This is a genomic window from Streptomyces sp. NPDC046860, assembly GCF_040645115.1.
GTDB lineage: Bacteria > Actinomycetota > Actinomycetes > Streptomycetales > Streptomycetaceae > Streptomyces.
Genome location: NZ_JBEYXQ010000001.1, coordinates 393,589 through 418,785 on the forward strand (window position 1 = coordinate 393,589; position 25,197 = coordinate 418,785).

At 72.0% G+C, this 25,197-nt stretch carries 24 protein-coding genes; 12 read left to right on the plus strand and 12 right to left on the minus strand.

The window, feature by feature from the left end; genetic code table 11:
- Nucleotides 1-167: 167 nt before the first annotated feature.
- Nucleotides 168-500: an ATP/GTP-binding protein gene (locus ABZ898_RS01845; protein WP_361651732.1), complete on the plus strand. Its 333-nt coding sequence runs from the start codon at nucleotides 168-170 to the stop codon at nucleotides 498-500.
- Between the two features lie 12 nt (nucleotides 501-512).
- On the opposite strand, the gene ABZ898_RS01850 is transcribed toward ABZ898_RS01845, so the two are convergent.
- The 5 genes from ABZ898_RS01850 to mce all read right to left on the minus strand — a co-directional run bounded on the left by ABZ898_RS01850 (nucleotide 513) and on the right by mce (nucleotide 8,387).
- Nucleotides 513-1,370 (minus strand): ABC transporter permease, encoded by an 858-nt coding sequence (locus ABZ898_RS01850; protein ID WP_361651734.1) that lies wholly within the window; start codon nucleotides 1,368-1,370, stop codon nucleotides 513-515.
- The gene (locus ABZ898_RS01855) at nucleotides 1,367-2,536 is read right to left on the minus strand and encodes an ABC transporter ATP-binding protein (protein ID WP_361651735.1); all 1,170 of its coding nucleotides are present in this window, start codon (nucleotides 2,534-2,536) and stop codon (nucleotides 1,367-1,369) included. Before ABZ898_RS01855 ends, ABZ898_RS01850 begins: the two co-directional genes overlap by 4 nt.
- 197 nt (nucleotides 2,537-2,733) lie before the next feature.
- Nucleotides 2,734-3,669, minus strand: a complete 936-nt coding sequence (locus ABZ898_RS01860; protein ID WP_361651737.1) for a cellulose-binding protein — start codon at nucleotides 3,667-3,669, stop codon at nucleotides 2,734-2,736.
- 222 nt (nucleotides 3,670-3,891) lie between these two features.
- Complete coding sequence (gene scy / locus ABZ898_RS01865; RefSeq protein ID WP_361651739.1) at nucleotides 3,892-7,737, minus strand: polarized growth protein Scy; 3,846 nt, start codon at nucleotides 7,735-7,737, stop codon at nucleotides 3,892-3,894.
- A 209-nt stretch (nucleotides 7,738-7,946) separates the two neighbouring features.
- A complete protein-coding gene (gene mce, locus ABZ898_RS01870; protein WP_361651741.1) occupies nucleotides 7,947-8,387 on the minus strand; it encodes a methylmalonyl-CoA epimerase in 441 nt (146 codons plus the stop codon).
- A gap of 149 nt (nucleotides 8,388-8,536) precedes the next feature.
- Between mce and ABZ898_RS01875 the strand changes: the two genes are divergently transcribed.
- The 3 genes from ABZ898_RS01875 (at nucleotide 8,537) to ABZ898_RS01885 (ending at nucleotide 12,098) form a co-directional block, all read left to right on the plus strand.
- On the plus strand, nucleotides 8,537-9,736 hold the full coding sequence (locus ABZ898_RS01875) for an acetyl-CoA C-acetyltransferase (RefSeq protein ID WP_361651743.1): 1,200 nt from the start codon (nucleotides 8,537-8,539) through the stop codon (nucleotides 9,734-9,736).
- Between the two features lie 53 nt (nucleotides 9,737-9,789).
- Nucleotides 9,790-10,746, plus strand: a complete 957-nt coding sequence (meaB, locus tag ABZ898_RS01880; RefSeq protein ID WP_361651745.1) for a methylmalonyl Co-A mutase-associated GTPase MeaB — start codon at nucleotides 9,790-9,792, stop codon at nucleotides 10,744-10,746.
- A 137-nt stretch (nucleotides 10,747-10,883) separates the two neighbouring features.
- Nucleotides 10,884-12,098, plus strand: a complete 1,215-nt coding sequence (locus ABZ898_RS01885) for an MFS transporter (protein ID WP_361651747.1) — start codon at nucleotides 10,884-10,886, stop codon at nucleotides 12,096-12,098.
- Between the two features lie 143 nt (nucleotides 12,099-12,241).
- Here ABZ898_RS01885 and ABZ898_RS01890 read toward each other — a convergent pair whose 3' ends face one another.
- From ABZ898_RS01890 to ABZ898_RS01905, 4 genes are all read right to left on the minus strand, one after another.
- Nucleotides 12,242-12,718 (minus strand): MarR family transcriptional regulator, encoded by a 477-nt coding sequence (locus tag ABZ898_RS01890; RefSeq protein ID WP_361651749.1) that lies wholly within the window; start codon nucleotides 12,716-12,718, stop codon nucleotides 12,242-12,244.
- A 92-nt stretch (nucleotides 12,719-12,810) separates the two neighbouring features.
- Complete coding sequence (locus tag ABZ898_RS01895) at nucleotides 12,811-13,629, minus strand: AIM24 family protein (protein WP_361651751.1); 819 nt, start codon at nucleotides 13,627-13,629, stop codon at nucleotides 12,811-12,813.
- Nucleotides 13,626-14,276 carry an AIM24 family protein gene (locus tag ABZ898_RS01900; protein ID WP_361651753.1) on the minus strand — a complete coding sequence of 217 codons (651 nt, stop codon included), beginning with the start codon at nucleotides 14,274-14,276 and terminating at the stop codon, nucleotides 13,626-13,628. Before ABZ898_RS01900 ends, ABZ898_RS01895 begins: the two co-directional genes overlap by 4 nt.
- A 1-nt stretch (nucleotide 14,277) precedes the next feature.
- Nucleotides 14,278-14,910: an AIM24 family protein gene (locus ABZ898_RS01905; RefSeq protein WP_361652272.1), complete on the minus strand. Its 633-nt coding sequence runs from the start codon at nucleotides 14,908-14,910 to the stop codon at nucleotides 14,278-14,280.
- A gap of 201 nt (nucleotides 14,911-15,111) precedes the next feature.
- Between ABZ898_RS01905 and ABZ898_RS01910 the strand changes: the two genes are divergently transcribed.
- Together ABZ898_RS01910 and ABZ898_RS01915 are read left to right on the plus strand one after the other, a co-directional pair.
- The gene (locus ABZ898_RS01910; RefSeq protein WP_361651755.1) at nucleotides 15,112-15,456 is read left to right on the plus strand and encodes a DUF3817 domain-containing protein; all 345 of its coding nucleotides are present in this window, start codon (nucleotides 15,112-15,114) and stop codon (nucleotides 15,454-15,456) included.
- A complete protein-coding gene (locus ABZ898_RS01915) occupies nucleotides 15,453-15,746 on the plus strand; it encodes an MTH1187 family thiamine-binding protein (RefSeq protein ID WP_361651757.1) in 294 nt (97 codons plus the stop codon). Before ABZ898_RS01910 ends, ABZ898_RS01915 begins: the two co-directional genes overlap by 4 nt.
- Before the next feature lie 41 nt (nucleotides 15,747-15,787).
- Here ABZ898_RS01915 and ABZ898_RS01920 read toward each other — a convergent pair whose 3' ends face one another.
- Both ABZ898_RS01920 and ABZ898_RS01925 read right to left on the minus strand, forming a co-directional pair.
- Complete coding sequence (locus ABZ898_RS01920) at nucleotides 15,788-16,768, minus strand: hypothetical protein (RefSeq protein ID WP_361651759.1); 981 nt, start codon at nucleotides 16,766-16,768, stop codon at nucleotides 15,788-15,790.
- A gap of 281 nt (nucleotides 16,769-17,049) precedes the next feature.
- Nucleotides 17,050-18,027, minus strand: a complete 978-nt coding sequence (locus ABZ898_RS01925) for a DUF5937 family protein (RefSeq protein WP_361651761.1) — start codon at nucleotides 18,025-18,027, stop codon at nucleotides 17,050-17,052.
- Nucleotides 18,028-18,102: 75 nt separating this feature from the next.
- Between ABZ898_RS01925 and ABZ898_RS01930 the strand changes: the two genes are divergently transcribed.
- The 4 genes from ABZ898_RS01930 (at nucleotide 18,103) to ABZ898_RS01945 (ending at nucleotide 22,047) form a co-directional block, all read left to right on the plus strand.
- Nucleotides 18,103-19,344 carry an MFS transporter gene (locus ABZ898_RS01930; protein WP_361651763.1) on the plus strand — a complete coding sequence of 414 codons (1,242 nt, stop codon included), beginning with the start codon at nucleotides 18,103-18,105 and terminating at the stop codon, nucleotides 19,342-19,344.
- An 11-nt stretch (nucleotides 19,345-19,355) separates the two neighbouring features.
- Nucleotides 19,356-19,865, plus strand: coding sequence for a MarR family transcriptional regulator (locus ABZ898_RS01935; RefSeq protein WP_361651765.1), 510 nt, complete (start codon nucleotides 19,356-19,358; stop codon nucleotides 19,863-19,865).
- Nucleotides 19,866-19,933: 68 nt separating this feature from the next.
- Entirely contained in the window at nucleotides 19,934-20,272 is a 339-nt protein-coding gene (locus tag ABZ898_RS01940; RefSeq protein ID WP_361651767.1) for a DUF3817 domain-containing protein, read from the plus strand.
- 74 nt (nucleotides 20,273-20,346) lie between these two features.
- Nucleotides 20,347-22,047 (plus strand): methylmalonyl-CoA mutase family protein, encoded by a 1,701-nt coding sequence (locus tag ABZ898_RS01945; RefSeq protein ID WP_361651769.1) that lies wholly within the window; start codon nucleotides 20,347-20,349, stop codon nucleotides 22,045-22,047.
- A gap of 24 nt (nucleotides 22,048-22,071) precedes the next feature.
- On the opposite strand, the gene ABZ898_RS01950 is transcribed toward ABZ898_RS01945, so the two are convergent.
- Nucleotides 22,072-22,722 (minus strand): TetR/AcrR family transcriptional regulator, encoded by a 651-nt coding sequence (locus ABZ898_RS01950; RefSeq protein WP_361651771.1) that lies wholly within the window; start codon nucleotides 22,720-22,722, stop codon nucleotides 22,072-22,074.
- 214 nt (nucleotides 22,723-22,936) lie between these two features.
- On the opposite strand from ABZ898_RS01950, the gene ABZ898_RS01955 reads away from it, so the two are divergent.
- Nucleotides 22,937-23,908: a tetratricopeptide repeat protein gene (locus ABZ898_RS01955; protein WP_361651773.1), complete on the plus strand. Its 972-nt coding sequence runs from the start codon at nucleotides 22,937-22,939 to the stop codon at nucleotides 23,906-23,908.
- 622 nt (nucleotides 23,909-24,530) lie between these two features.
- Nucleotides 24,531-25,172: a DUF6230 family protein gene (locus ABZ898_RS01960; RefSeq protein WP_361651775.1), complete on the plus strand. Its 642-nt coding sequence runs from the start codon at nucleotides 24,531-24,533 to the stop codon at nucleotides 25,170-25,172.
- Nucleotides 25,173-25,197: the final 25 nt, after the last annotated feature.

The window sequence follows — 25,197 nt, forward strand, 5'->3', positions numbered from 1 at the left end:
GGCTTCGTGGAGGGATTTGCGGATTGTCTGCAGAATGGTCGCTTCTCTGCTGGAATGGATCGACCTGGAAGGGGACTTGCACGGGTTGGTGACCTACGCGTACCCCGGCCGGTGCCGCGTAGGCTGGATGCGGCCCGTGCTTCCTGTATAGCCCCGAGAGGTGCCCCGTGTCCCCGCGTCGCAACCGACCCAAGACCGCAGACTCGTCCGGCCGGGGTGCCGAGGACGACCGGTCGGGCCGGTACGGCGGCTGGCAGTCGACCGAGAGCTGGCAGGGCGAGGAGTGGAGCGTGCGCCACGTCGCGGGGGCCAACGCCGACGGCAAGACCTACCGCTGCCCCGGCTGCGACCAGGTCATCCCCTCCGGCGTCCCGCACGTGGTGGCCTGGCCGCAGCACGCGGGCGTCGACGACCGGCGGCACTGGCACAAGGCGTGCTGGAACGCACGGGACCGCCGCACCACGCGGGTGCGGCGGTCCGGTGACTGGCCCAGGTTCTGAACCCGGCCGGGGTCAGACGTCCCGGCTCTCCAGCAGCGCGTACGCGCCGGCGAACGCCGCCGCCGTCACACCGAGAATGATCCACAGCGGCTCCCAGCCCGAGGGCCCGGAGTGGCTGAGGGTGTTGTCGTAGAAGACGCCCATCTGGCTCGGGATCGAGTACTCCAGCAGCGCCTGCTGCACCTTCTCCAGCGAGTTCGCGTTCATGAACAGCGCGATCACCAGCGGGGCCAGCACCGCGCCGATCATGATGGTGATCGCGCCCGCCGAGTGCCGGATCATCGAGCCGACCAGCAGCGACAGCAGACCGAGCAGCGCGACGTACAGGCTGATGCCGACGGTGGCCTTGACCCACTCCCCGGTGCTCGGGGTGAGGGTGCCGTGCCCCTCCAGCATCGCGGTCTGCAGCAGCGCCACGAAGGACACGGTGGCCAGCGTCACCACGAAGGCGACGACGAAGAACACGATCGACTTGGCCGCCAGCACCCGCCCCCGGGCCGGGCACGCGGTCATCGTCGTACGGATCATGCCCGTGCCGTACTCGGACGCCGTGGTCAGCACGCCCAGCGTCATCACGCACATCATGCCGAGCAGCAGCCCGAAGAAGCCGAGGGTCAGCGGGTTCTGGCCGTCCAGCTCACCGGCGCCCCGGACCGCCACCGCGGCCAGCAGGCCGATGCCGACCACGAGCAGGACGAACACGCCGAGCGTCCACACCGTGGAGCGCACCGACTTCATCTTCGTCCACTCCGAGGCCAGCGCGTGCCCCAGATGCGTCCGGGTCACGGGGATCGGTGAGCTGTAGCCGGCGTGGGGGCCGCCGGGCGCGACGGCGGGCGCCTCGGGCGTCGGGGGCTGCTGGGTGCTCATCGGGAGTCCTCGGGCTTGGTCGGTTCGGCGGGCGCGGCGTACGGGTTCGGTTCGCCGGTGGCGGGCGCCGCGTACGGGTTCGGCCCACCGGCCGCGGGACCGGCGGGCGCGACCGGCGCCGGAGGCGCGTACGGGGTGCCCGGCGCGGGCGGCGGCGGTGCGTACCAGCCCGGCTGGCCCTGGCCCGGCACCGGCATGGGCGGCTGGACACCGGGCGGCAGCGGCTGCTGGAGCCCCGAGCGCTGGTCGACGGTGGAGCGGTAGTCGACGACGCTCTGCGTCATCCGCATGTACGCCTCCTCCAGCGACGCCTGATGCGGCGACAGCTCCCACAGCCGTACGTCCGCCTCGTGCGCGAGGTCGCTGATGCGGGGGAGTGCCAGCCCGGTCACCCGGAGCGCGCCGTCCAGCTCGGGCATCACATGGCCGCCCGCCTCGGTCAGCGCCGAGGTCAGCTTCTCCCGCTGCTGCGGCTCGGTGTCCGGGGTGCGCACCCGGGCGAAGTCGGCGGAGTTCGCGGAGATGAAGTCGGTCACGCTCATGTCGGCCAGGAGCTGACCCCGCCCGATCACGATGAGGTGGTCGGCGGTCAGCGCCATCTCGCTCATCAGGTGCGAGGACACGAAGACCGTACGGCCCTCGGCGGCGAGCGCCTTCATCAGATTGCGGACCCAGAGGATGCCCTCGGGGTCGAGCCCGTTGACCGGCTCGTCGAAGAGCAGCACCTGGGGGTCGCCCAGCAGCGCGGCGGCGATGCCGAGACGCTGGCCCATGCCGAGCGAGAAGCCCTTGGAACGCCGCCGGGCCACCTCCTGCAGACCGACGACCCCGAGCACCTCGTCCACCCGGCGGGCCGGGATGCCGGAGAGCTGGGCGAGGCTCAGCAGATGGTTGCGGGCACTGCGGCCGCCGTGCACGGCCTTGGCGTCCAGCAGCGCGCCGACCTGACGGGGGGCGTTGGGCAGCTTGCGGTACGGGTAGCCGCCGATGGTCACCGAGCCGGAGGTGGGGTTGTCCAGCCCGAGGATCATCCGCATGGTCGTCGACTTGCCGGAGCCGTTGGGACCGAGGAAGCCGGTCACCGCACCGGGACGCACCTGGAAGGAGAGGTCGTGCACGGCGGTCTTGTCGCCGTACCGCTTGGTCAGGCCAACAGCCTCGATCATGCTCCGCACCCATCGGAAGGTTCAGGACAGCGGGGCGCGTGCCCCCGTAAGGGTTAGGAGGATATCCGGACCACCCCGGTTCCGCCCAAGAGAAAGTAAAGCCAAAGGCTCACCGGGAGTGTCCGGACCGGGACGGCCGAAGCCCCCTGCCGCGCCGGCGGCAGAGGGCTTCGCGCTCGACGGGACCGCGCCGGACCCTACCGGGTCTGCTGCGCCGGAACGCCGCGCGCGACCGTCTCGTCGTCCACCGGGGAACCGGCGGCGGCGACCGCGGCACCCGTCAGCGTGGCGAGCATCTCGCGCACGTTGGTGAGCTGCGCGTTGATGCTGTCGCGGCGGTTGGTCAGCGCCGCGAGCTCCCGCTCGGACTCCGAACGGATGCGGTCGGCCTTCGCGTTCGCGTCCGCGACGATGTCCTCGGCCTGACGCTGCGCCGTCTCCACCGTCTGGCGCGCACGGCGGTCGGCGTCGGTGCGCAGCTTCTCCGCCTCCAGGCGGAGCTGCTCGGCGCGGTGCTCGATCTCCGCGAGCCGCTTCTCCGCCTTCTGCTGACGCGAGGCCAGGTCCCGCTCGGACTGCTCGCGCCGCTTGGCGAGGTTGGTCTCGAAGTCGGCGGCGGCCTGCGCGGCCTTGGCGCGGGTCTCCTCGAAGAGGGCGTCCGCCTCCTCGCGCTTGGACTGCGCGTCCTTCTGCGCGTCGGAGCGCAGCTGCGACGCCTCGCCCTGGGCCTTCTCGACGATCCGGACGCCCTCGTCCTCGGACTTCGCCTTGCGCTCGGCGGCGAACGCCTCGGCGTCGTTGCGGACCTGCTGGGCGGCCGACTCGGCCAGCTCGCGGTGCTGTTCGGAAGCGCGCCGCGCCTCCTCGCGCAGGTCCTTCGCCTCCTCCTCGGCGAGGCGCAGGATCTTCTCGACCCGCGCGCCGAGACCCGCGTACGACGGCTCGGCGTCGGTGATCTGGGCCTGGGCATTCTGCGTCTCGAGGTGGAGCTCCTCGATGCGCTTCTCCAGTGCGGTGATCCGGGAGAGCGCGCTGTCACGGTCGGAGACGAGCTTGGAGATGCGTTCGTCCACCTGAGCGCGGTCGTATCCACGCCGCACTAGCTCGAAGCCGTAGGGGGAAGTGTCGCTCATGGGGTTCCTGTCGAATGAGACCGGTGAGGTGATAGAGGGAATCCTAGGCGCCGAAGCGGTGTGTCATCGAGCGGATACGTGTTTGGTCTGGAGAATGACACCTCTTTCGGGTGGCTGACCACCCGACAGCTTGCCGAATACCAGGGCAAAGCAGCCCATCAGACCCGTAATCCGCCCTCCGCGCCGCCCGGCGCCGCCGGAGTTACCCGTCTCCTCCCGGCTCTACCCCTCCGAGTTCTTGCCACCCGATCGGGGCGGTCCCACCGTGGCCCCCGCCTTGACAACGCCGTCCTTGCCGGCCGGACCCTCGAAGGACTCCAGCGCCTCCAGCACGTCCTGGACGCGGGAGATCTCGGTGTTGATGTCCTCCCGGCGGCGCACCAGGATCTCCAGCTCCCGCTTGCCCTCCTCGACCGTGAGCCGCGCCTCGCGGATCGCCTCGGCCTTCAGCTCCTCGGCCTCCTTGACGAGCCTGGTCTTCTTCTGCTCGGCCTCCTTGAGCAGACCCTCCGCCTTCTTCACGGCGGCGATCCGCACCTTGCCCGCCTCGGAGTTCGCCTCCGACACCAGCTCCTTGGCCTTCGCCTGCGCCTTGGACAACTGCTCCTCGGACGCCTTGATCAGCGCGTCGCAGCGGTCCCCGGTCGACTTCATCGTCTCCGACGCCTCCCGGCGGGCCCGCTCGTGCAGCTCCTCGATCTCCGAGGTGACCCGCACGCGCAGCTCCTCGGCCCGCTCCCGGATCGCGGTCGCGTCCCGGCGCGCCCCGACCAGCAGCTCGTCGGCGTCCGTACGGGCCTTCTCCACACGGGAGTTGCCCTCCACCGTCGCCTCGGACACGATCCGGTCGGCCTCGGTGCGGGCCGCGCCCACCATCGTGTCGGCCTGGCCCTCCGCGTCCCTGGTCGCCTGCTGCGCCTGCTGCCGCGCCTCCGCGAGCAGCTTGTCCGCCTCGGCCGCCGTCTCCGCGATGAGCGTGTCGACCTGCTCGGCCGCCTCGGAGCGCCGCTTGTTGGCGTCCTGCCGTGCCTCGTCCCGCGTGCGCTCGGCCTCCTCGCGCGCCGAGCCCGTCAGCCGCTCGGCCTCGGCCTCCGCGTCGGACCTGGCCCGGTCGGCGTCGGCACGCATCCGCTCCGCGTGCCGCTGCGCCGTACCGACCGTCTCCGCGGCCTCGGCGCGCAGCCGCTCCGCGTCGTCGGTCGCGTCCGCGATCAGCTTCTCGGCGCCCGCCACCGCCTCGGCGCGGACCCGGTCCGCCTCCGCGGCCGTCTCGCTCTGGAGCCGCTCCGCCTCGGAACTCGCCTCGGTGATCAGGGCGTCGGCCTGCGTCGCCGCGTCCGAACGGATGCGGTTGGCGTCCTCACGGGCGTCCGCCCGCGTCCGCGACGCGCTCTGGTCGGCCTCGGCCAGCTTGTCCGACACCTCGGTACGCACCCGCTGGGCGTACTCGGACGCCTCCGAACGCAGCCGCTCCGACTCCTCGGCCGCCTCGGCGACCGTGCGCTCCGCGAGCGCCCGCGCCGTCTCGGACTCCTCGTCCGCCTCCCGGCGCAGCCGCGTGGCGTCCTCGCTCGCCCGCTCCCGCTCGGCGTAGGCGTCGGTGCGGACCCGGTCCGCCTCCTCCTCGGCCTCCCGCCGGGTACGGTCCGCCGCGTGCTCGGCGGCCGAACGCAGCCCGGCGATCTCCTCCTGCGCCTGCTCGTGCAGCCCGCTGACGGACTCCCGGACCTGCGCCGCGTGGGTCTCGGCGGCGGACACCATCTCGGTGGCCCGCCGGTCCGCCTCCTCCACCAGCCGGGTCGCCTCGGCCTGCGCCTCCTCCACGCGCTTGCGCGCCGAGGCCAGCAGTTCCTCGCTCTGCTCGCGGGCCCGCTCGCGCTCCTGGTCCGCCTCCTCGCGGGCGGAACCGAGCAGCTCCTCCGCCTCGCGGCGGCGACGGGCGGCCTCCTCCTGGGCGGCGGCCAGCGTCTCGGACGCCTCCGTGCCCAGCCGCTCGGCGGCGGCCTGCGCCTCCGCGCGGACCCGGTCGGCCGTCTCCTGGGCCTCCGCCTTGAGCCGCTCGGCCTCCGACGCGGCCTCCGACCGCAGCCGCACGGCCACCGACTCGCCCTCGGCACGCGAGGCGGACGCGTCCGCCGCGGCCTCGTCGCGCAGCCGCTCGGCCTCGGCCTCCGCTTGCTGCTGGAGCGTACGGATGCGCTCGGCGGCCTCCGAACGCAGCCGCTCGGACTCCTCGCCGGCCTCGCGCCGGATGCGGGACGCCTCCTCGCGCGCCTCGGACAGCGCGCCCTCCGCCGAGTCCAGCCGCTCCTGCGTCTCGGTCTGGAGCCGGGTCAGCTCACCGGCCGCCTCCTCGCGGCGGGCCTCGGCGGCCTTCTCGGCCTCCTCGCGCAGCTCGCGCGCGGCCTTCTCGGCGTCGGCCCCGACCGTCTCGGCCCGCTCCTCGGCCTCGGCCTTGAGCCGCTCGGCCTCCTTGCGGGTGCGCTCCAGCGTCTCCTCGGCCTGCCGGCGCAGGCCGGTCGCCCGCTCGATGGCCTCGGTGCGGACCTTCTCGCTGTCGGTGGTGGCGGTCTTGCGCAGCTCGTCCGCGTCCGCCTTGGCCTTGGCGAGGAGTTCCTCGGCGGACTTCGCCGCCTCCTCGATCTGGGTGACCGCCTCCCGGCGGGCCTCGGCGCGGATGGAGTCGCCCTCGGCGACCGCGTCGGCGCGCAGCTGCTCGGCCTCGCCGCGCAGCCGGCGCGCCTCCTCCTGCAGCTCGACCGTCTTGGCGCGGTACTCCTTGGTGTCGTCCTTCGCCGTGCCCTTGAGCCCCTCGGCGATGTCGTGCGCCTCGGCACGCAGCCGGTCCGCCTCGGTCTCGGCCTCCGAGCGGATGCGCTCGGCCTCCTCGGTGGCGGCCCTGGTGGTCCTGCGGGCGTCCTCGGCGGCCTTGTTCAGGACCTCCTCGGCCGTCCGGGCCGCCTTGGAGAGCTGGCTCGCCGTCTCCTCTGCGGTGGCGCTGCGGGCCTTCTCCCCGGCCTCCGCGAGGATCTTCTCGGCCTCCGCGCGGGCGTCCGCGACCAGTTGCTCGGCGTCCGCCTTGGTGGACTCGGCCTCCTTGGTGGCCTCGCTGACCAGCCGGGCGACCTGCTCCTTGGCGGTCCGGGTCCGGGTCTCGTTGGCGGCCTCGGCGCTGGAGAGCGCCTTCGCGGCGGACTCCTTGGCCTCGGTGACCAGCTTCTCCGCCTCGGACCGGGCGCTGCGCAGATTGCGCTCGGCCTCCGCCATCCGCTCCTCGGCGCTCCGGCTCAGCTCGGCGGCCTGCCGGCGCGCGGCGTCCGACTCGCTGGCGGTGGAGGTGCGGAGCTGCTCGGCGTGGTCGGTGGCCTCCTGGGCCTGCGAGGAGGCCGCGTTCAGCAGCCGCTCGGCGTCCGTGCGGGCCCGGCGCAGGATCTGCTCGGCCTCGCTGCGGGCCGCCTCCGCGTCGGTGCGCAGCCGCTCACGGGCCTCGTGGGTGAGCCGCTCGGCCTCGGTACGGGCGGCGGCCATGGCCTGCTCGGACTCGGCGCGGGACTCGTCGAGCAGCCGGCGTGCCTGCTGCTCGGTGCGGGCGCGCAGCTGCTCGGCCCAGGCCACGTTCTCGTTGACGTGGGACTCGACCGTCTGGCGCCGCTCGGCCAGCTCCTGGTCCAGTTGCTGGCGGCGGGTCACCGCCTCCTGGTGCAGCTCCGCCTGGAGCCGCGCGGAGTGCTCCGCGTGCTCCTGCAGGATGCGCTGGGTCTGCGCGCGGGCCTGGCTCAGCTCGCGCTCGGCGTCCTGCCGCAACTGGTCGGCCTGGACCTGGGCGTTGCGGAGCAACTGCTCGGCCTGGTAGCCGATGTCACCGCCGTCATAGGCGGGACGGGTCATCAGGGTGCGGCGCGCCTCGTGCAGCTTGGCGCGCAGCACCTCGACCTGGTAGCCGAGGTCCTCGGCGTGCTGGATCGCCTTTTCCCGCTCGGTCTTCAGCCGCTTCATCTCGGCCTCGAACCGAGAGAGGTGGTCGACGTCAGCCGCCGGCTCTCGCTCCTGGCTCTCGTAGCCCCGCACTGCGCGGTCCCATCCGTCCCCTGGTGAATTTCTCCGACGAGCACCGTCCGTCCGCCGGACGGGGCCCTCCGGGGAATGGTGTCAGATCAACGGCGGAGCACCGGCTGCTGCCCCGACGCTCGTCCCCCGAAACCCTTAACCCCGGCATCGGTCGTCCCCCGTGTTCGGGGACGACCGCCCCCAACCCTACCGGCCCTTATGTACGAGAGTCAGTGCTCAGGTGACTCAACTGCCGCCGAAGTGACCAGTTCTGTCAGGACTCCGTGGCAATCCTTGGGGTGCAGGAAGGTGATCCGTGACCCCATGGAACCGATGCGGGGCTCCTCGTACAGGACGCGTACGCCCTTGTCGCGGATGTCCGCGGCGTCCGCGTCCACATCCGCCGTACCGAAGGCGATGTGGTGGACGCCCTCGCCGTTCCTGGCCAGCCACTTGCCGACCGCGGAGTCCTCCCGCGTCGGTTCGAGCAGCTGCAGGTAGGAGGCGCCGCCGTCCGACGTCTCGTTGATCTTGAGCATGGCCTCCCGGACGCCCTGCTCCTCGTTCACCTCGGTGTGGAACACCTCGAAGCCGTAGGTCGTCCGGTAGAACTCGACGGTGGTGTCGAGGTCGTGGCAGGCGATCCCGATGTGGTCGATTCGCGTCAGCATGGTTTCAGTGCAGCGCTCCGGAGGTGGTTACGCAACGTGCGCGCGATCACACCGCACGGGCGATGACGGGCTCCGGTACCGGTCAGTACATTCGAAGTAAACCCTCGTTCACTCCTCGGCTGTGCAGGCCGGTAAGGGGATCGCAGCTCATGTCTTCTGGAACGACCACCTCCGTGATCGTCGCGGGCGCCCGGACGCCCATGGGACGGTTGCTCGGTTCGCTGAAGTCCTTCTCGGGTGCCGACCTGGGCGGCTTCGCGATCAAGGCCGCCCTCGACCGCGCCGGGATCAGCGGCGACCAGGTCCAGTACGTGATCATGGGCCAGGTGCTCCAGGCGGGTGCCGGTCAGATCCCGGCCCGCCAGGCGGCCGTCAAGGCCGGCATCCCGATGAACGTCCCGGCGCTCACCGTCAACAAGGTCTGCCTCTCCGGCCTCGACGCGATCGCGCTGGCCGACCAGCTCATCCGCGCGGGTGAGTTCGACATCGTGGTCGCGGGCGGCCAGGAGTCCATGACCAACGCCCCGCACCTGCTGCCGAAGTCCCGCGAGGGCTTCAAGTACGGCGCGGTGGAGATGCTGGACTCGATGGCCCACGACGGGCTCACCGACTCCTTCGAGAACATCGCCATGGGCGAGTCCACCGAGAAGCACAACACCCGCCTCGGCATCGCCCGCGCCGCCCAGGACGAGATCGCCGCCCTGTCCCACCAGCGGGCCGCCGCCGCGCAGAAGAACGGCCTGTTCGAGGCCGAGATCACCCCCGTGGAGATCCCGCAGCGCAAGGGCGACCCGGTGCTGTTCAGCAAGGACGAGGGCATCCGCGGGGACACCACCGCCGAGTCGCTCGGCCGGCTGCGGCCCGCCTTCGCCAAGGACGGCACCATCACCGCCGGGTCCTCCTCGCAGATCTCCGACGGCGCGGCCGCCGTGGTCGTGATGAGCAAGGCCAAGGCCGAGGAACTGGGCCTGGACTGGCTGGCGGAGATCGGCGCGCACGGCAACGTCGCCGGCCCCGACAACTCCCTCCAGTCCCAGCCGTCCAACGCGATCCGGCACGCCCTGGGCAAGGAGGGCCTGGACGTCTCCGACCTGGACCTCATCGAGATCAACGAGGCGTTCGCGGCGGTCGCCGTGCAGTCAATGGACGACCTCGGGGTGTCCACGGAAAAGGTGAACGTCAACGGCGGCGCCATCGCCCTCGGTCACCCGATCGGCATGTCCGGCGCCCGTCTGGTCCTTCACCTGGCGCTGGAGCTGAAGCGCCGGGGCGGCGGCATCGGCGCGGCCGCGCTGTGCGGTGGCGGCGGGCAGGGTGACGCGCTCGTCGTGCGGGTACCCAAGGGCTGAGCTGTTCTTTTCCGGCGGTGTGCGCGAGCGGTGCGAGTGAACGGAGCTGTTTGATGCGGGACGTCTCCTCTCTGGTGGCCGAGGCCAGGGAAGGCCGGCCCCGGGCCGTGGCCCGGCTGATCTCCCTGGTCGAGGGGGCGTCCCCGCAACTCCGTGAGGTGATGGCGGCGCTGGCCCCGCTGACCGGCAACGCCTACGTGGTCGGGCTGACCGGCTCACCCGGAGTCGGCAAGTCCACCTCCACCTCCGCGCTGGTCACCGCGTACCGCAAGCAGGGCAAGCGGGTCGGCGTGCTCGCCGTCGACCCGTCCTCGCCGTTCTCCGGGGGCGCGCTGCTCGGTGACCGGGTCCGGATGTCGGACCACGCCTCCGACCCCGGCGTCTACATCCGCTCCATGGCCACCCGCGGCCACCTCGGCGGGCTCGCCTGGTCCGCGCCGCAGGCGATCCGGGTGCTGGACGCGGCCGGCTGCGACGTGATCCTGGTCGAGACGGTCGGCGTGGGCCAGTCGGAGGTGGAGATCGCCTCCCAGGCCGACACCAGCGTGGTCCTGCTGGCGCCCGGCATGGGCGACGGCATCCAGGCCGCGAAGGCCGGAATCCTGGAGATCGGCGACGTCTACGTCGTCAACAAGGCCGACCGCGACGGCGCCGACGCCACCGCACGCGAGCTGAACCACATGCTGGGCCTCGGCGAGGCCCGCGGCCCCGGCGACTGGCGCCCGCCCATCGTCAAGACGGTCGCCGCCCGCGCCGAGGGCATCGACGAGGTGGTGGAGGCCCTGGAGAAGCACCGGGCCTGGATGGAGGAGCACGGCGTCCTCGCCGAGCGGCGCCGCGCCCGCGCGGCCCGCGAGGTGGAGACGATCGCGGTCACCACCCTGCGCGAACGCATCGGCGACCTCCACGGCGACCGCCGCCTCTCCGCCCTCGCGGACCGCATCGTCACGGGCGAACTCGACCCGTACCGCGCGGCGGACGAGCTGGTGGAGGGGCTTACGCAGGGCTGAGGCCGCTGCTACCTTGATCGGCATGTTCCTCCTGATGGCGTAGAGCGCACCCGCGCCGCGCGGCCGACCGGCTCCGGGCCGGGGTCTCGCGCGGCGCACCCGTGCCCTCGTCCCGCCTCCCGTGAGGAACCCCGCGCATGTCCGCGCCCGCTTCCGCGCGCCCCGCCGCGCCCTCGTACGCCGCCGTCCTCCGCGTCCCGCACGCGCGCCGCACCTTCGCCACCGCGCTGGTGGGCCGCCTGTCCTACGGGATCGTCCCGCTGTCCCTGCTGCTCGCCACCCAGCGGGCCACGGGCTCGTACACCGCCTCCGGTGCGGTGCTCTCCCTGTACGGCGCCGCCGTGGTCCTCCTGACCCCGCGGCGCGCCTCCCTGGTGGACCGGCACGGCGCCCGCCGCGCCCTGCTCCCGCTGGGCGTCGCCCACGGGCTGCTGCTGGGCGTGCTGGCCGCGCTCACCTGGCGGCCCGGTACGCCGGTGCCGCTGATCGGGGGCGCCGCCGTCCTCGCGGGCGCCTGCGCCCCGCCGCTGGGGCCGACGATGCGGGCGGTGTGGTCCGAACTCCTCGCCGACCGGGACCTGCTGCGGCGGGCGTACAGCCTCGACGGTGTCGCGGAGGAGCTGCTGTTCGTGTCCGGTCCCGCCCTGGTGGGCGTCCTGGTCGCCTGGACCGTCCCGGCGGCCGGGGTGCTGTCCGGGGCGGTACTGATGATCGCGGGGACCGCCGCCTTCGTCACCTCCCCGGCGATGACGGGGCCCCGGCCCCGGACCGGGGACGAGGGCCGTCTGGGCGGCGTCCGGAGTCTCGTGGCGCCGGTCGCGGTGGCGGCGGGCGCGGGGCTCGCCGTCAGCGGGGTGGAACTGCTGGTGCTGGCGCACGTCGGCGAGCACTCGGGCGACACCGACCTCGTCCCCTGGGTGCTGGGCGCCCTGTCGGTGGGCAGCGCGCTGGGCGGGCTGGCGAACGGGGCGATCGACTGGCGCGGTCCCGCCGGGCCGCGTCTCGCCGGTCTCGCGGCGGCCCTCGGCCTGACGATCGCGGCGGCGGGCCTGGCGCCGGGCGTCCTGACGCTCACGGCGGCCATGACCTGCGCGGGCGCCTTCATCGCCCCGGCGCTCACCACGGCCTACCTGCTGGCGGACGAGTCGGCCCCCGCGAGCGACCGCACCCGGGCCGGGGCCTGGGTCAACATGGCGGTCAACGCGGGCAGTTCGGCCGGCGGCGTGAGCACCGGCGCCCTTGTCGGCCACCTTCCCCTGCCCCTGTGCTTCGCCCTGACGGGAGCCACCGCGCTGGCCTCGGCGGGGGTGGCCCTGGCGAGCGGGAGGCGGCGGGAGCCCGCGGCGGTCTGAGCCGCGCGGTGGTGAGCCGCTGATGCCGCTCGGCCTGCCGGGCCGTCTCCCGGACAGCCGAACGCCCCGCCCCCCTCGCACCTGTGCGGTGCGTCGGGTGGGCGGGGCGTCGCGCCGGACGGATGCCCGCGGACCCGGCCGGGTTACGGCCTGCCGCGCTGGTCCCTGAGGTGCTCGGCGATGGGCTTCAGGGACTTGTCCAGGTCCTGGAGGGCGTCGGGGGAGAGCAGATCGATGAAGTGGCGGCGGACGGAGGCCACGTGGTGCGGGGCCACCTTGCGCATCGTCTGCAGGCCGTGCTCGGTCAGGACGGCGAAGAGACCGCGCCGGTCCGACTCGCAGTTCTCCCGGCGGACCAGGTCCGCGTTCTCCATGCGCGTGATCTGATGCGAGAGGCGGCTCTTGGACTGCATGGTCGCGCCCGCCAGGTCGCTCATCCGCATCCGCATGTCGTCCGACTCGGACAGATTGACGAGGATCTCGTAGTCGTTCATCGTCAGCCCGAACGGCTGCAGATCTTTTTCGAGCTGGTACGTCAACAGCCTGTTGACCTCCAGGTGGGTGCGCCAGGCGCACTGCTCCGCATCGGTCAGCCAGTGCGTGGCCGTCTCGGTCTCCATGAATGAAGTCTACCTAAGAAGTTGAATGACGAACTACTCTGGGTGATGTGACTGTGCGCACGCGTTCGACGTCACACTCCGCAGACTACCGCTCACAGCCCGAAGCGACGCTGGAGGTCTCCCAGCTGTCCGGGAAGGCGCGGTACCCCGGAAGCCCCCGTTCCGGGCCCCATCGGCCCTGCTGCGCCCCCTCCGGGTACCCCCGGCTCGGCCGGAACAGCGCCCGTGGACTGCTCGGCCATCAGCGTCTCGCTGGACTGCAGCAGCACGGTCCCCGCACCCGTGAACTCGAACTGGTGCTCCTCCCCGGAAGCCCCGCCCAGTCCCGTCATCGCACGTAGACCGCCCATCACGCCCGTGAGGTAGGAGTGGTCGTAGTGATGGCAGGGGGAGGGACAGTCGGCCCAGCCGACCAGCGCCTGGGGGTCCACCCGGATCGGCGGCTCCATGAAGACCACAGGGCCGTTCGAGGCGGCCACGAACTTTCCGGTTCCGATCAGCGTCAGAAAGCCCGGCACGATCGACTGTTTGAGTGCCAAGCTTGGCTGAAAAGCGATCAAGTTGCCCGCGCGAACGGTCAGATTGCCGTCCTCCAGGTCGTACGAGTTCACATCGAAGGCCCGGTCGGCGAGCAGCATCTTGCCCGAGCCCTCCGCCACGACCCAGTCGCTCGCGTGCAGTGGCGAATGGAACGACGTACGCACCAGCCGGTCCAGCCGGCCGTGCCCGATGCCGTTGAACTCGATCGAACCGTAGTAGGCGATCATCTTCCCCTTCTGCAGGAACCACTGGGAGCCCTTGAGCTCCACGCAGAAGGTGTACGGGTTCACGTTGTCGTCGACAGGGAGCGTCACCGGGTCGAGGACCACCGGGCCGGCCGCCGGGCCGCCCGCGCTCGTGTATCCGCTCACAGCTTCTCCTCCGACGCCTGGACGTAGACCGTGCCGCTGCCGCTCAGCTCCAGCTGGAACGCCTCGCCCGAGCCGCGGCCCACCATGTCGCGCCAGCCCAGCGCGGTGGAGAGTTTGTTGCGCACGTCCCCGTGGTGGGCGACGTACGCCTGGGGGTCCACATGGACCGGGCGCTGCGGGGTGATGGGCAGTTCGAAGACCCCGCCGTGCGCCATCACCGCGACCGAGCCGTGGCCCTGGAGGGTCGTGGTGAACAGGCCCTGGCCGGTCGCCTGGCCGCGCACCAGACCCATGACGCCGCCCTGCGAGCCGAGGAACATCGTGCCCTGCCGGAGCGAGCCCTCGAAGGCGAGCAGCCGGTCCGCCTCCACGTACAGGGTGTCCCCGCCGAGGTTGATGACATGGGTGTGGTGGCCGCCGTGCCCGAACAGGACCGTTCCGCTGCCCTCCACGGTCATCAACGGGGCCGCCTCGCCCGCCACCCGGCGCCCGAGCATCGACAGGACCCCGCCCTGGCCGCTCTGCGTGTTCGGGGTGAAGGACACCTCGCCGCTGTACGCCAGCATCGCCCCGCGCTGGCTGAACAGCCGCTCGCCCGGCGCCACGGTGGCCTGCACCATCTTGGAGTTGATCTCCCGGAAGCTCATCTCACAGATCCCCCGCGATCGTGTTCCGCTCGCTGGGCTGCACATAGACCAGCCCGTCACCCTCGAAGCGGATCTGGAACGCCTCCCCGCCGCCCTCGCCCATGAGGGTGCGGAAGGTGACGCCGGACTGGAAGGACTGCCGGACGTTCCCCTGGTGCGCGATGTACGCGCCCGGGTCGACGGTCAGCGGGTACTGCGGGCTGACCCGGAGCACCACCGCAGGACCGTCGGAGAGCAGGGCCGCCTGGCCGGTGCCCTCCACGGTCGTGGTGAACAGCCCGTTGCCCTGCGAGGCACCGCGCAGCCCGGTGAAGGTGGTGCCCGTGCGCAGCCCTCCGTCGGTCGCCAGGAGGTTGCTCGACTCCACGTACAGCGTGTCGCCGCGCAGGGCGACGAGATTGATCTCGGACGCCCGGTCCGCGAACCAGCAGGTCCCCTGTCCTCTCACCTCCATCACCGTCATCTGCTCGCCGGTCAGCCTGCGCGTCACCATCCCGCGCAGCCCCTCACCGCCGCCGCTCATCTTCTTGAAGGCCATCTGTCCGTCGTACGCGACCATCGAGCCGTTCTTCGCCTTCACGGCGTCCCCGGTCATGTCGACGGCGAGGACCTTGCTTCCCTGCAGTCGGAACATCGCCACACCGCGAAAGTAGCGGGCGCCCGGGTGGAGCGAACAGGGCCCCTGGGTGGAGAGCGACCCTGAGCACACCCCTAGGGGCCGCGTTTGTCACAATGGGGGGACGCTTGTGCTTCCATTCACAAACCGGATCATGAGCCGGTCGTGCGCCGATCGCGTGCCCGGCAGCCCCAGCCGACGTCTCCCCGAAGGTGACCCGTGGACCTCAAGACCGCTTCCGCCATCCGCCGCCTCCGCCTGGTCTCGGCGCCGGAGGCCGTGTCCTTCCTGATCCTGCTGCTGTGCTCGGTGCTGAAGCGGACCACGGACTTCAACGCGGTCCCCGTGATGGGCGCGGTCCACGGCGTGCTGTTCGTGCTGTACGTGATCTTCTGGCTGGACGCCTGGAACCGGGCCAAGTGGAGCTTCGGCACCGCCGCCCTCTACTTCGTCCTCTCGGTGCTGCCCACTGGCGGCTTCTTCGCCGAGCGCAAGCTGCGCCGCGAGTCCGAGAACGCCCTCATCGCGGCCCGCGCCCGCGAGGAAGGGACCGTGAACGCATGATCGTCGCCTTCTCCGTGACGCCCCTCGGCGTCGGCGAGGACGTGGGGGAGTACGTCGCCGACGCCGTCCGCGTGGTCCGCGAGTCCGGGCTGCCGAACCGCACCGACGCCATGTTCACGTCCATCGAGGGCGAGTGGGACGAGGTCATGGACGTCGTGAAGCGCGCCGTGGCCGCCGTCGAGGCCCGCGCGCCGCGCGTCTCGCTGGTCCTCAAGGCCGACATCCGCCCCGGCGTCGAGGACGGCCTCACCTCCAAGGTGGAGACGGTGGAACGCCACCTGCGCCCTTAGCGGGGATGCCCGTCGGGGTTCGCTCTCACCGGATGACCGTCTCAGCCCTCGCCGGCGTCCGCCGTGGTGACGCTCTGCCGCGGGGCGGCTGCCTCGGCGCCCTCGGTGCCGAGGGCCGGCCCGCTGCCGTCGTCCTCGCCCGGCTTCGGCCGGTGGTCGTTCCGGATGTCCCTGACGATGAGGGCGACCACCGCCGCGGACCCGATGAACTCGAGCAGGTTCTGGGACGTGTCCACGAGGGTCTGCGAGGCCCCGCCTGCCGCGTAGGCGCACAGGTCGGTGAACGCCGACGGCATCATGAACAGGGACAGTCCGACCGAGAAGCCGGTGGCCGTGGGCCGCCGCCGGGCCGCGAGGAACATGCCGGCCCCGCACAGCACGGTCAGGCAGGCCCACTGGTAGGGGGAGGACACCCCCAGCACAGCGCGACCGCTGCCCTTCCCCACGATGAGGTCGCCCAGCACGCCGGGGCCGACGTCGAACGCCGTCACGGCGTTGCGGCCGATGTAGAAGATGTTCAGCACCGCGAGGAGCATGCCGGAGGCGGTCGCGGTCACCTTCACCGGGCGGATTCCCCCGACGGCGCCGATGCGCAGGGACGCCTGCTGTTCCTGTTGCCGCGCCCAGAGCAGCAGTGCGCCGAGGGCGAGGGCCACCAGGACCGCGAGGATCGCGGTGCCGCCGACCGCGCCGACCGAGGGGCCGGCGAGCGTGCCGAACCAGGGGTCGGACGGCGAGTCGAGCAGGAAGTACCAGACGACGGGCAGCCTGAACCCGAGCGTCACGGTGCACGCGGCCAGCAGCAGACCACCGACGGCGCGGGTCTCGAACAGCGCCGCGACTCCCGCCGCGAGCTGCAGGGCCGCCAGTCCCAGGTCGAGCGAGGAGGTCGCCGACAGGCCCGTGGCGTCACCCGACGTCCACCCGGACCATGCGGTGGGCAGGCCCCTCGCGACGATGTCGTAGAGCAGCCAGAACGCCGTCTGGGCGAACAGCACGAGGCTGAGCGTGGCCACTGTCATCCGAAGCTGAAAAGCGGACATGCGTGGCGCATCCACGGCGCGCCTCCCTCTCCACGTCCATCGGCAGCGATGCCTCGCGGCATGAAGACCGCCCAGAATAGGTGCGCCCCGGACCGCTCGAACGTCCAGTTCGAGGCATCACCCCCGGTACTCCCCATGGAGAACTGGACTTCCCGGCGGATAATGTGACGAACCGTCAGTGATCATTGGAGATGCGGTGCCATGAAACTGGCGTGAAAGTTCGATTTCCGGCATGGATGTTCCACGCGGCGCGGTGTCCCTCAGCCCCCTGACGCCAGCGCCATCCCCAGCGGCGTCCGCTCGTACAGCACCTGGTGCCCGTACCGGCGTGACGTCAGCAGGCCGCTCTCGCGCAGCACCGACAGATGGGCGGAGACCGAGGACGGGGCGAGCCCGAGCCGGTGGGCAAGGGCCGTGGTGGAGGCCGGATCGTCCAGCGCCGCCAGCACGGCCGCCCGGTTGCGGCCCAGCAGACGGACCAGGGCACCGGGCGTCCGGGCGCCCGGCTCGGCCCACAGGCCGCCGACACCGCGCGCCGGATAGACGAGGGTGGGCTGCCAGGGCGGGTCGAAGCCGGTGATCACGTCCGGCCAGCAGAACACGCTCGGCATCAGCACCAGCCCCCTCCCGCCGAGCCGGCGCTCGTACGCCCCGCCCGGCACGGTCAGCGTGCGGCCGTCCCAGCTCAGCCGCGCGTCCAGCTCCGGCAGCAGCGTGCCGAGCCCGACCTCGGCGAGACGGCGCGAGTGGAAGGCCACGTCCGCCTCCAGCAGCGCCCGCAGCCGGGGCCACTCCGGCTCCACCAGGACCCGCCAGGCCGCCTCCAGGGCGTCCGCCAGCTCCCGCACCATCCGCACCGGGTCCGCCAGCCACGCCCGGCCCCGGCCTGAGTCGAGCGCGCCCGGGGTGCAGGCCAGCGAGCGGGCGGTGTCCGCACGGGCCGCCTCCGGGTCGGCCGCCCGTACCGCCGCGATCTCCTCCTCGAAGGTGGCCGCCGGACCGATCGGCGGCGCCCCGAGCCAGTCCGGGGAGTGACCCCGGCGGGGCATCAGCAGCCACAGCGGGGCCAGGTCCACACCGGCCGCCGCCGCACGGATGCGGCGCAGCCACGGCGTGTGGTAGCCGTGCCGGTCCGGGCGGCGCAGCGTGCGCACCGCGTCCTGCGTCTCCCACAGCGGGGACAGCGCGAACCGGCAGTTGAGGAAGTCCTCCTCGCCGAAGCGCAGGTGCGAGGCCACGATCGCTCCCCCCTGACATTCGGCCGGAGCCGAAACTCTACGTCGCCCGCCGCCGCCCCCGGCAGGCTGCCGGGCATGTCCGCACCGCCCAGGGCCCCGGCCTCCGCCCGCACCGGCTACCGCCACGTCCTCGCCGTCCCCGAGTTCCGGGCCGTCTTCGCCGCCCATGTGCTGTCCCTGCTCGGGATGGTCGTCAGCGAGATCGCGCTGTCCGTGCTCGTCTACGACCTCACCGGCTCGCCGCTGATGAGCGCCCTCGCCTTCGCGGTCGGCTTCCTGCCCTACGCCCTCGGCGGCACCCTGCTCGCCCCCGTCGCCGACCGCTTCCCGGCCCGGCGGGTGCTGGTGGTCTGCGACCTGGTGTGCGCGGCGTGCGTCGCGGCGATGGTGGCGCCGGGCACGGGCGTGGCCGTGCTGCTCGCGCTGCGCTTCGGTGTCGCCGTGGTCTCCCCGGTGTTCTCCGGCACCCGGATGGCCACCCTCGCGGACGTCCTCGGCGACGGCGACGCCTTCGTGCTCGGCCGCTCCCTGATCCGGATCGTCTCGCAGAGCGCGCTGCTGGCCGGGTACGGGCTCGGCGGGCTGCTGCTGACCGCCGTCAGCCCCCGGCACGCCCTGCTGATCACCGTCGGCACCTTCCTCGCCTCGGCCGCGCTGCTGCGCTTCGGCACCCGGAAGCGGCCGGCCCGGCGGCGGCCGGAGCGGAAGGACGGCGGCGGCACGCGCGCGCTGCTGCAAAACCGGCGCGTGCTGGTGCTGCTGCTGGTCTTCTGGGTGCCCGCGATGTTCTCCGTCGTCCCCGAGGCGCTCGCCGCGCCCTACTCCCACGCCCTGGGCGCGGGCTCCACCGGCCTCGGCCTGCTGATGTGCGCGCTGCCCGTCGGCACGGTCGCGGGCGAGCTGTTCGCCGGGGCGCGGCTCGGACCGGCCGGCCGGGAGCGGATCGTGCTGCCGCTGCTGTGCCTCGCCGTGGTGCCGTACCTCGGCTACGCCCTCGCGCCGGGGCTCTGGCCCTCCCTGCTGCTCCTGGTCCTCGCGGGCGCGTGCTCGGCGTACACCCTCGGGCTCGACCAGTGGTTCGTCCGGGCGGTGCCCGAGGAGTTCCGGGGGCGGGCGATGACCTTGCTGAGCGCCGGGCTGATGACGATCCAGGGCGTGGGGATGGCGCTGGCGGGCGTGGTGGCCGAGGCCGTCGGGGCGCGCACGGCCGTCGTGGCGGCCGGAGCCGCGGGAACGCTGTGCTGCGTGGGGCTCGCGGTGGCGTGCCGGGTGACCGAAAGCCGAGACGGGGCTGCCCGGCATATGACCGGCCGGTAGGGTCTGATGACGTGCCCAAGCCTCTCAGTCTCCCCTTCGACCCCATCGCCCGTGCCGACGAGCTCTGGAAGCAGCGCTGGGGAAGCGTGCCCTCGATGGCCGCGATCACGTCGATCATGCGGGCCCAGCAGATCCTGCTGGCCGAGGTCGACGCGGTGGTCAAGCCGTACGGGCTGACCTTCGCGCGCTACGAGGCGCTGGTGCTGCTCACCTTCTCCAAGGAGGGTGAGCTGCCCATGTCCAAGATCGGCGAGCGGCTGATGGTGCACCCCACCTCGGTGACCAACACGGTGGACCGCCTGGTCAAGGCCGGTCTGGTGGCCAAGCGGCCCAACCCCAAGGACGGCCGCGGCACCCTCGCCGTCATCACCGCCAAGGGCCGCGAGGTGGTCGACTCCGCCACCCGCGACCTGATGGCGATGGACTTCGGTCTGGGCGCCTACGACGCGGAGGGCTGCGCGGACGTCTTCGAGATCCTGCGCCCCCTGCGGGTCGCGGCGGGTGACTTCGAGGGGGAGTGACCTCGGGGTTCCCCGCGGGGGTGACCCTGGGGCAAGATCTCCCGGAACGCGTGGTTACGCTCGTGTGCATGAAGAAGAGCGTGCTGACCCGCTACCGCGTGATGGCCTACGTCACCGGTGTGCTGCTGGTCCTGCTGACCCTGGGCGTGATCGCCAAGTACCTCCTGGAGATGGACGGCGCCGCGGACTTCACGCGGATCGTCGGCATCGCCCACGGCTGGCTGTACGTCGTCTACCTGGTCTTCGCCTTCGACCTGGGCTCCAAGGCGAAGTGGCCGGTCGGCAAGCAGCTCTGGGTCCTGATCGCGGGCACCATCCCGACCGCCGCGTTCTTCGTCGAGCGGAAGATCAGCCGCGAGCTGGACGGCAAGGTCGCGCAGCCGTCCGGGGCGGCCGTCGAGGCGTAACCGGAACCGCCGTACGCACTCGTACGGCGGTTTCCCATCGACATTTAGTAGGACGTCCAAGTAAATTCGATGCCATGGACGCTCACGCGATCGAAGAAGGCCGCCGGCGCTGGCAGGACCGGTACGACGCCGCGCGCAAGCGCGACGCGGATTTCAGCACGCTCTCCGGTGACTCCGTCGAGCCCGTGTACGGGCCCCGGGCCGGGGACGTGTACGAGGGGTTCGAGCGGATCGGGTGGCCGGGGGAGTACCCCTACACGCGCGGGCTGCACGCGACCGGGTATCGGGGCCGCACCTGGACCATCCGCCAGTTCGCCGGGTTCGGCAACGCCGAGCAGACCAACGAGCGGTACAAGATGATCCTCGCCGCGGGCGGCGGGGGCCTGTCCGTCGCCTTCGACATGCCGACGCTGATGGGCCGCGACTCCGACGAGCCGCGCTCGCTCGGCGAGGTCGGGCACTGCGGTGTGGCCATCGACTCGGCCGCCGACATGGAGGTGCTGTTCCGGGACATCCCGCTCGGTGACGTCACCACCTCGATGACCATCAGCGGGCCCGCCGTCCCCGTCTTCTGCATGTACCTGGTCGCCGCCGAGCGCCAGGGTGTCGATCCGGCGGTGCTCAACGGCACGCTGCAGACCGACATCTTCAAGGAGTACATCGCGCAGAAGGAGTGGCTCTTCCAGCCCGAGCCGCACCTGCGCCTCATCGGCGACCTGATGGAGCACTGCGCCGCCGGCATCCCCGCGTACAAGCCGCTCTCGGTCTCCGGCTACCACATCCGCGAGGCCGGGGCCACGGCCGCGCAGGAGCTGGCGTACACCCTCGCGGACGGCTTCGGGTACGTGGAACTCGGCCTCTCCCGCGGCCTGGACGTGGACGTCTTCGCGCCGGGCCTCAGCTTCTTCTTCGACGCCCACGTGGACTTCTTCGAGGAGATCGCCAAGTTCCGCGCCGCCCGCCGCATCTGGGCCCGGTGGATGCGGGAGGTCTACGGGGCGAAGACCGACAAGGCGCAGTGGCTGCGCTTCCACACCCAGACGGCCGGGGTCTCGCTGACCGCGCAGCAGCCGTACAACAACGTCGTCCGCACCGCCGTGGAGGCGCTCGCGGCCGTACTCGGCGGCACCAACTCGCTGCACACCAACGCCCTCGACGAGACCCTCGCCCTGCCCAGCGAGCAGGCCGCCGAGATCGCGCTGCGCACCCAGCAGGTGCTGATGGAGGAGACCGGCGTCGCCAACGTCGCGGACCCGCTGGGCGGTTCCTGGTACATCGAGCAGCTCACCGACCGCATCGAGGCCGACGCCGAGAAGATCTTCGAGCAGATCAAGGAGCGCGGCCTCAGGGCCCACCCCGACGGGCAGCACCCCGTCGGCCCCATCACCTCCGGCATCCTGCGCGGCATCGAGGACGGCTGGTTCACCGGCGAGATCGCCGAGTCCGCCTTCCGCTACCAGCGGTCGCTGGAGAAGGGCGAGAAGCGGGTCGTCGGCGTCAACGTCGCCACCGGCTCGGTCACCGGCGACCTGGAGATCCTCCGGGTCAGCCACGAGGTCGAGCGCGAGCAGGTCCGCGTCCTGGCCGACCGCAAGGCGGCACGCGACGAGCAGGCCGTACGGAAGGGGCTGGACGCCATGCTGGCCGCCGCCCGCTCCGGCGCCAACATGATCGGACCGATGCTGGAAGCGGTCCGCGCGGAGGCCACCCTCGGCGAGATCTGCGGCGTGCTGCGCGACGAGTGGGGCGTCTACACGGAACCGGCGGGCTTCTGACGCCCCTCGGTCAGAGCCCCCGCGTCAACTCGCCGGTCCCCCCGGAGGAGTGAGGTCGGGGGCCGGGGCCGACAGGCCCAGCAGGAGGATGTGGGTGAAGCCGCGCACCCACTCCTCGTCCGCCGGTTTGCCGCTGACCAGGGTGCGGTGCACCACCGCGCCCGCCACCATGTCGAAGATCAGGTCGACCGTGCGCGCGGCCTCCGCCGGGTCGGCCTCCGGCGGGAGTTCGCCGCGCTCCTGGGCACGCGCCCGCCCGTCCAGCACCAGCCGCTTCTGCCGTTCCACGATCGAGGTCCGCACCCGCTCGCGCAGCGCGTCGTCGCGCGTCGACTCCGCGACCACGCCCATCAGGCCGCTCTTGGCCTCCGGCCGGGCCAGGATCGCGGCGAACTGGAGCACCACGCCCTCGATGTCGGCGGCCAGGCAGCCCCGGTCGGGCAGTTGAAGCTCGTCGAAGAGTTCGGCGACCGCGTCGACGACCAGTTCGTGCTTGCCGGGCCACCGCCGGTACACCGTGGTCTTCGCCACCCCGGCCCGCACGGCCACGTCGGACAACGTCAGTCCGGACCAGCCCAGCTCCACCAGCGCCTGCCGGGTCGCGCCCAGGATCGCGGCGTCCGCGGCGGCGCTGCGCGGGCGGCCGGTACGTCCGGCGGGGGTGCGGCTCTGCATGGACACGACCTTAACCGCAGGTCGTGAGAGAGATCACCGGAAAGCGGTGTCGCGCACCGGGGTTCCGGTATTACGCTACGACTCGTAGCGAAAGCTCGTGACGGACGTACACGGGCGACGACCACTGGCGCCAGGTGGGGACCCGGCGCCGACCGCGATCGCCGACCACGATCGCTTTTTTCCTTCATACGCCGGAACGGGGGAGGATAGACGCATGCAGCCACGGAACATGTCCATGAGCGGCGTCGTCGACCTCGCCGCGGTGAAGGCGGCCCAGGAGGCCAAGGCCAAGGCGGAGCAGGCGCGCGCCGAGGCCGCCCGGCACGGCGGCGCGGGCGCGGTCTCGCCCGCCGACCTCGTCATCGACGTCGATGAGGCGGGCTTCGAGCGCGAAGTCCTCCAGCGCTCCGCCGAAGTCCCGGTCGTCATCGACTTCTGGGCCGAATGGTGTCAGCCCTGCAAGCAGCTCAGCCCGCTGCTGGAGCGGCTGGCCGTCGAGTACAACGGGCGCATCCTGCTCGCCAAGGTCGACGTCGACGCCAACCAGATGCTGATGCAGCAGTTCGGGGTCCAGGGGATTCCGGCCGTCTTCGCGGTCGTCGCGGGACAGGCGCTGCCGCTCTTCCAGGGCGCGGCCGACGAGCAGCAGATCCGGGAGACGCTCGACCAGTTGGTCCAGGTCGCCGAGCAGCGCTTCGGCCTGACCGGTCTGGCCGTCGACCCGGACGCCGCTCCGGGCGCCGCCCCCGCGGCCGAGCTGCCGGAGGGTCCGTACGACGCCCTGCTGGCCGCCGCCGTGGAGGCGCTGGACGCGGGCGACCTGGGCGGTGCCGTCCAGGCGTACAAGAACGTGCTCAACGACGACCCGGCCAACACCGAGGCCAAACTCGGTCTCGCGCAGGCCGAGTTGCTCCAGCGGGTACAGGGCATGGACCCGCAGAAGGTGCGCGCGGACGCCGCCGGCAAGCCGGGTGACGCGGACGCCCAGATCGCGGCCGCCGACCTGGATCTGGTGGGCGGTCATGTCGAGGACGCCTTCGGCCGGCTCATCGAGACCGTGAGCCGCACGGCCGGCGACGAGCGGGACGCGGTGCGCCGCCGCCTGCTGGAGCTGTTCGAGGTCGTGGGTGCCGACGACCCCCGGGTCGTCGCCGCGCGCAGGGCCCTGGCGCGGGCGCTGTTCTGACCCCGCGTCGGGCGCGAGGCGCCTGGGGCCGTGCTCGCCGAATGGCCGATCTGATGCCTGAGTGATCACGCTTTACCAAAACTTGGTAAACCCGCTCACTGTTACTCCGAGTAAGCCAGAGCCGTTGGTCTGTCCGGCTTCGCCCGAGGATCAACGGCTTTGCTCTGCCCACCGATGGCACGGTCTGTCGCCCTCCGAGACCACTGGGTCGTTGTTCGGTTATCGCGCCGTTACTAGCCGGTAACGGCGCCCCTTGTGCGGGCGGCGAGAATGCACCACGATCGGCCACGCTCGGTCCATTTCCGCACCCCCGGCAGCCGGCCGGGAAGCGGAGCCTCTGGGTCCCCACCGAGCAGAGCCGGCGGCAGTGGCGCCGGCTCTGGGACAGGGGGGTCTTCGCCACAACGGCGGAGCCTGTCCCGAAGGTTGTGCGTGATGTGCGTCAGGCGCGACCAGTGGTTGTCGCTCGGGGGTGAACGCCGGTTGTTCGGGCGCGGGTTCGTGCCGTCGAGCGCGGGCGCTCCCCTTCCCGAGGACGTAGCACTTCTCCCATCCCTGCCCGGCCGAGCCGCCCGCTGGGGCGATCCCGGGACAGGAGATGTACGTCCGAGAAGGAGGAAATATGGAGTCCCAGGTGCGTGGCGGGACCAGATGGAAGCGCTTCGCTGTGGTCATGGTGCCCAGCGTCGCTGCCGCAGCGTGTGTGGGTGTCGGTCTCGCGCAGGGTGCCCTCGCGGCGTCCTTCAGCGTCTCCGGCCAGGAGTTCAAGGTCGGCGCCGAGCATCTGCACGGTGAGGGCTTCGCCCAGTACGGCGGTATCGACACCGGTTACACGTCGACCGAGGGCAAGGAAAAGACGATCCGCCCGGTCGCGATCTCGTCGTTCGACAGCGCCCAGATCACGAAGATGTGCCAGTCCGTCAAGACGGAGATTCCCCTCATAGGGAAGACGATCTACCTCCGTCTGGACGCCGGTCCGGACGACGACCACAAGGTCGAGGCGAAGAACCTCTACATCGACGTCGCCCAGCTCGACGCCGACGCGACGTTCAACAACATCGACATCGGCGTCGCGGTCAAGGACAAGACCCGTGGCCCGGCGGTCAAGGACCAGTCCACCCTGCCGGGCGGCTTCGCCCAGCAGGCGCAGTCGGCCGACCTCTACAACGTCGAGCAGACGGCGTGGGCGACCACGGCGGGCACCTTCAAGCTCAGCGGCCTGAAGATGCGCCTCGGCTTGAACCCCAAGATGGAGTGCTACTGACGGCTCCGTCCCTCGGGGCGTTCCC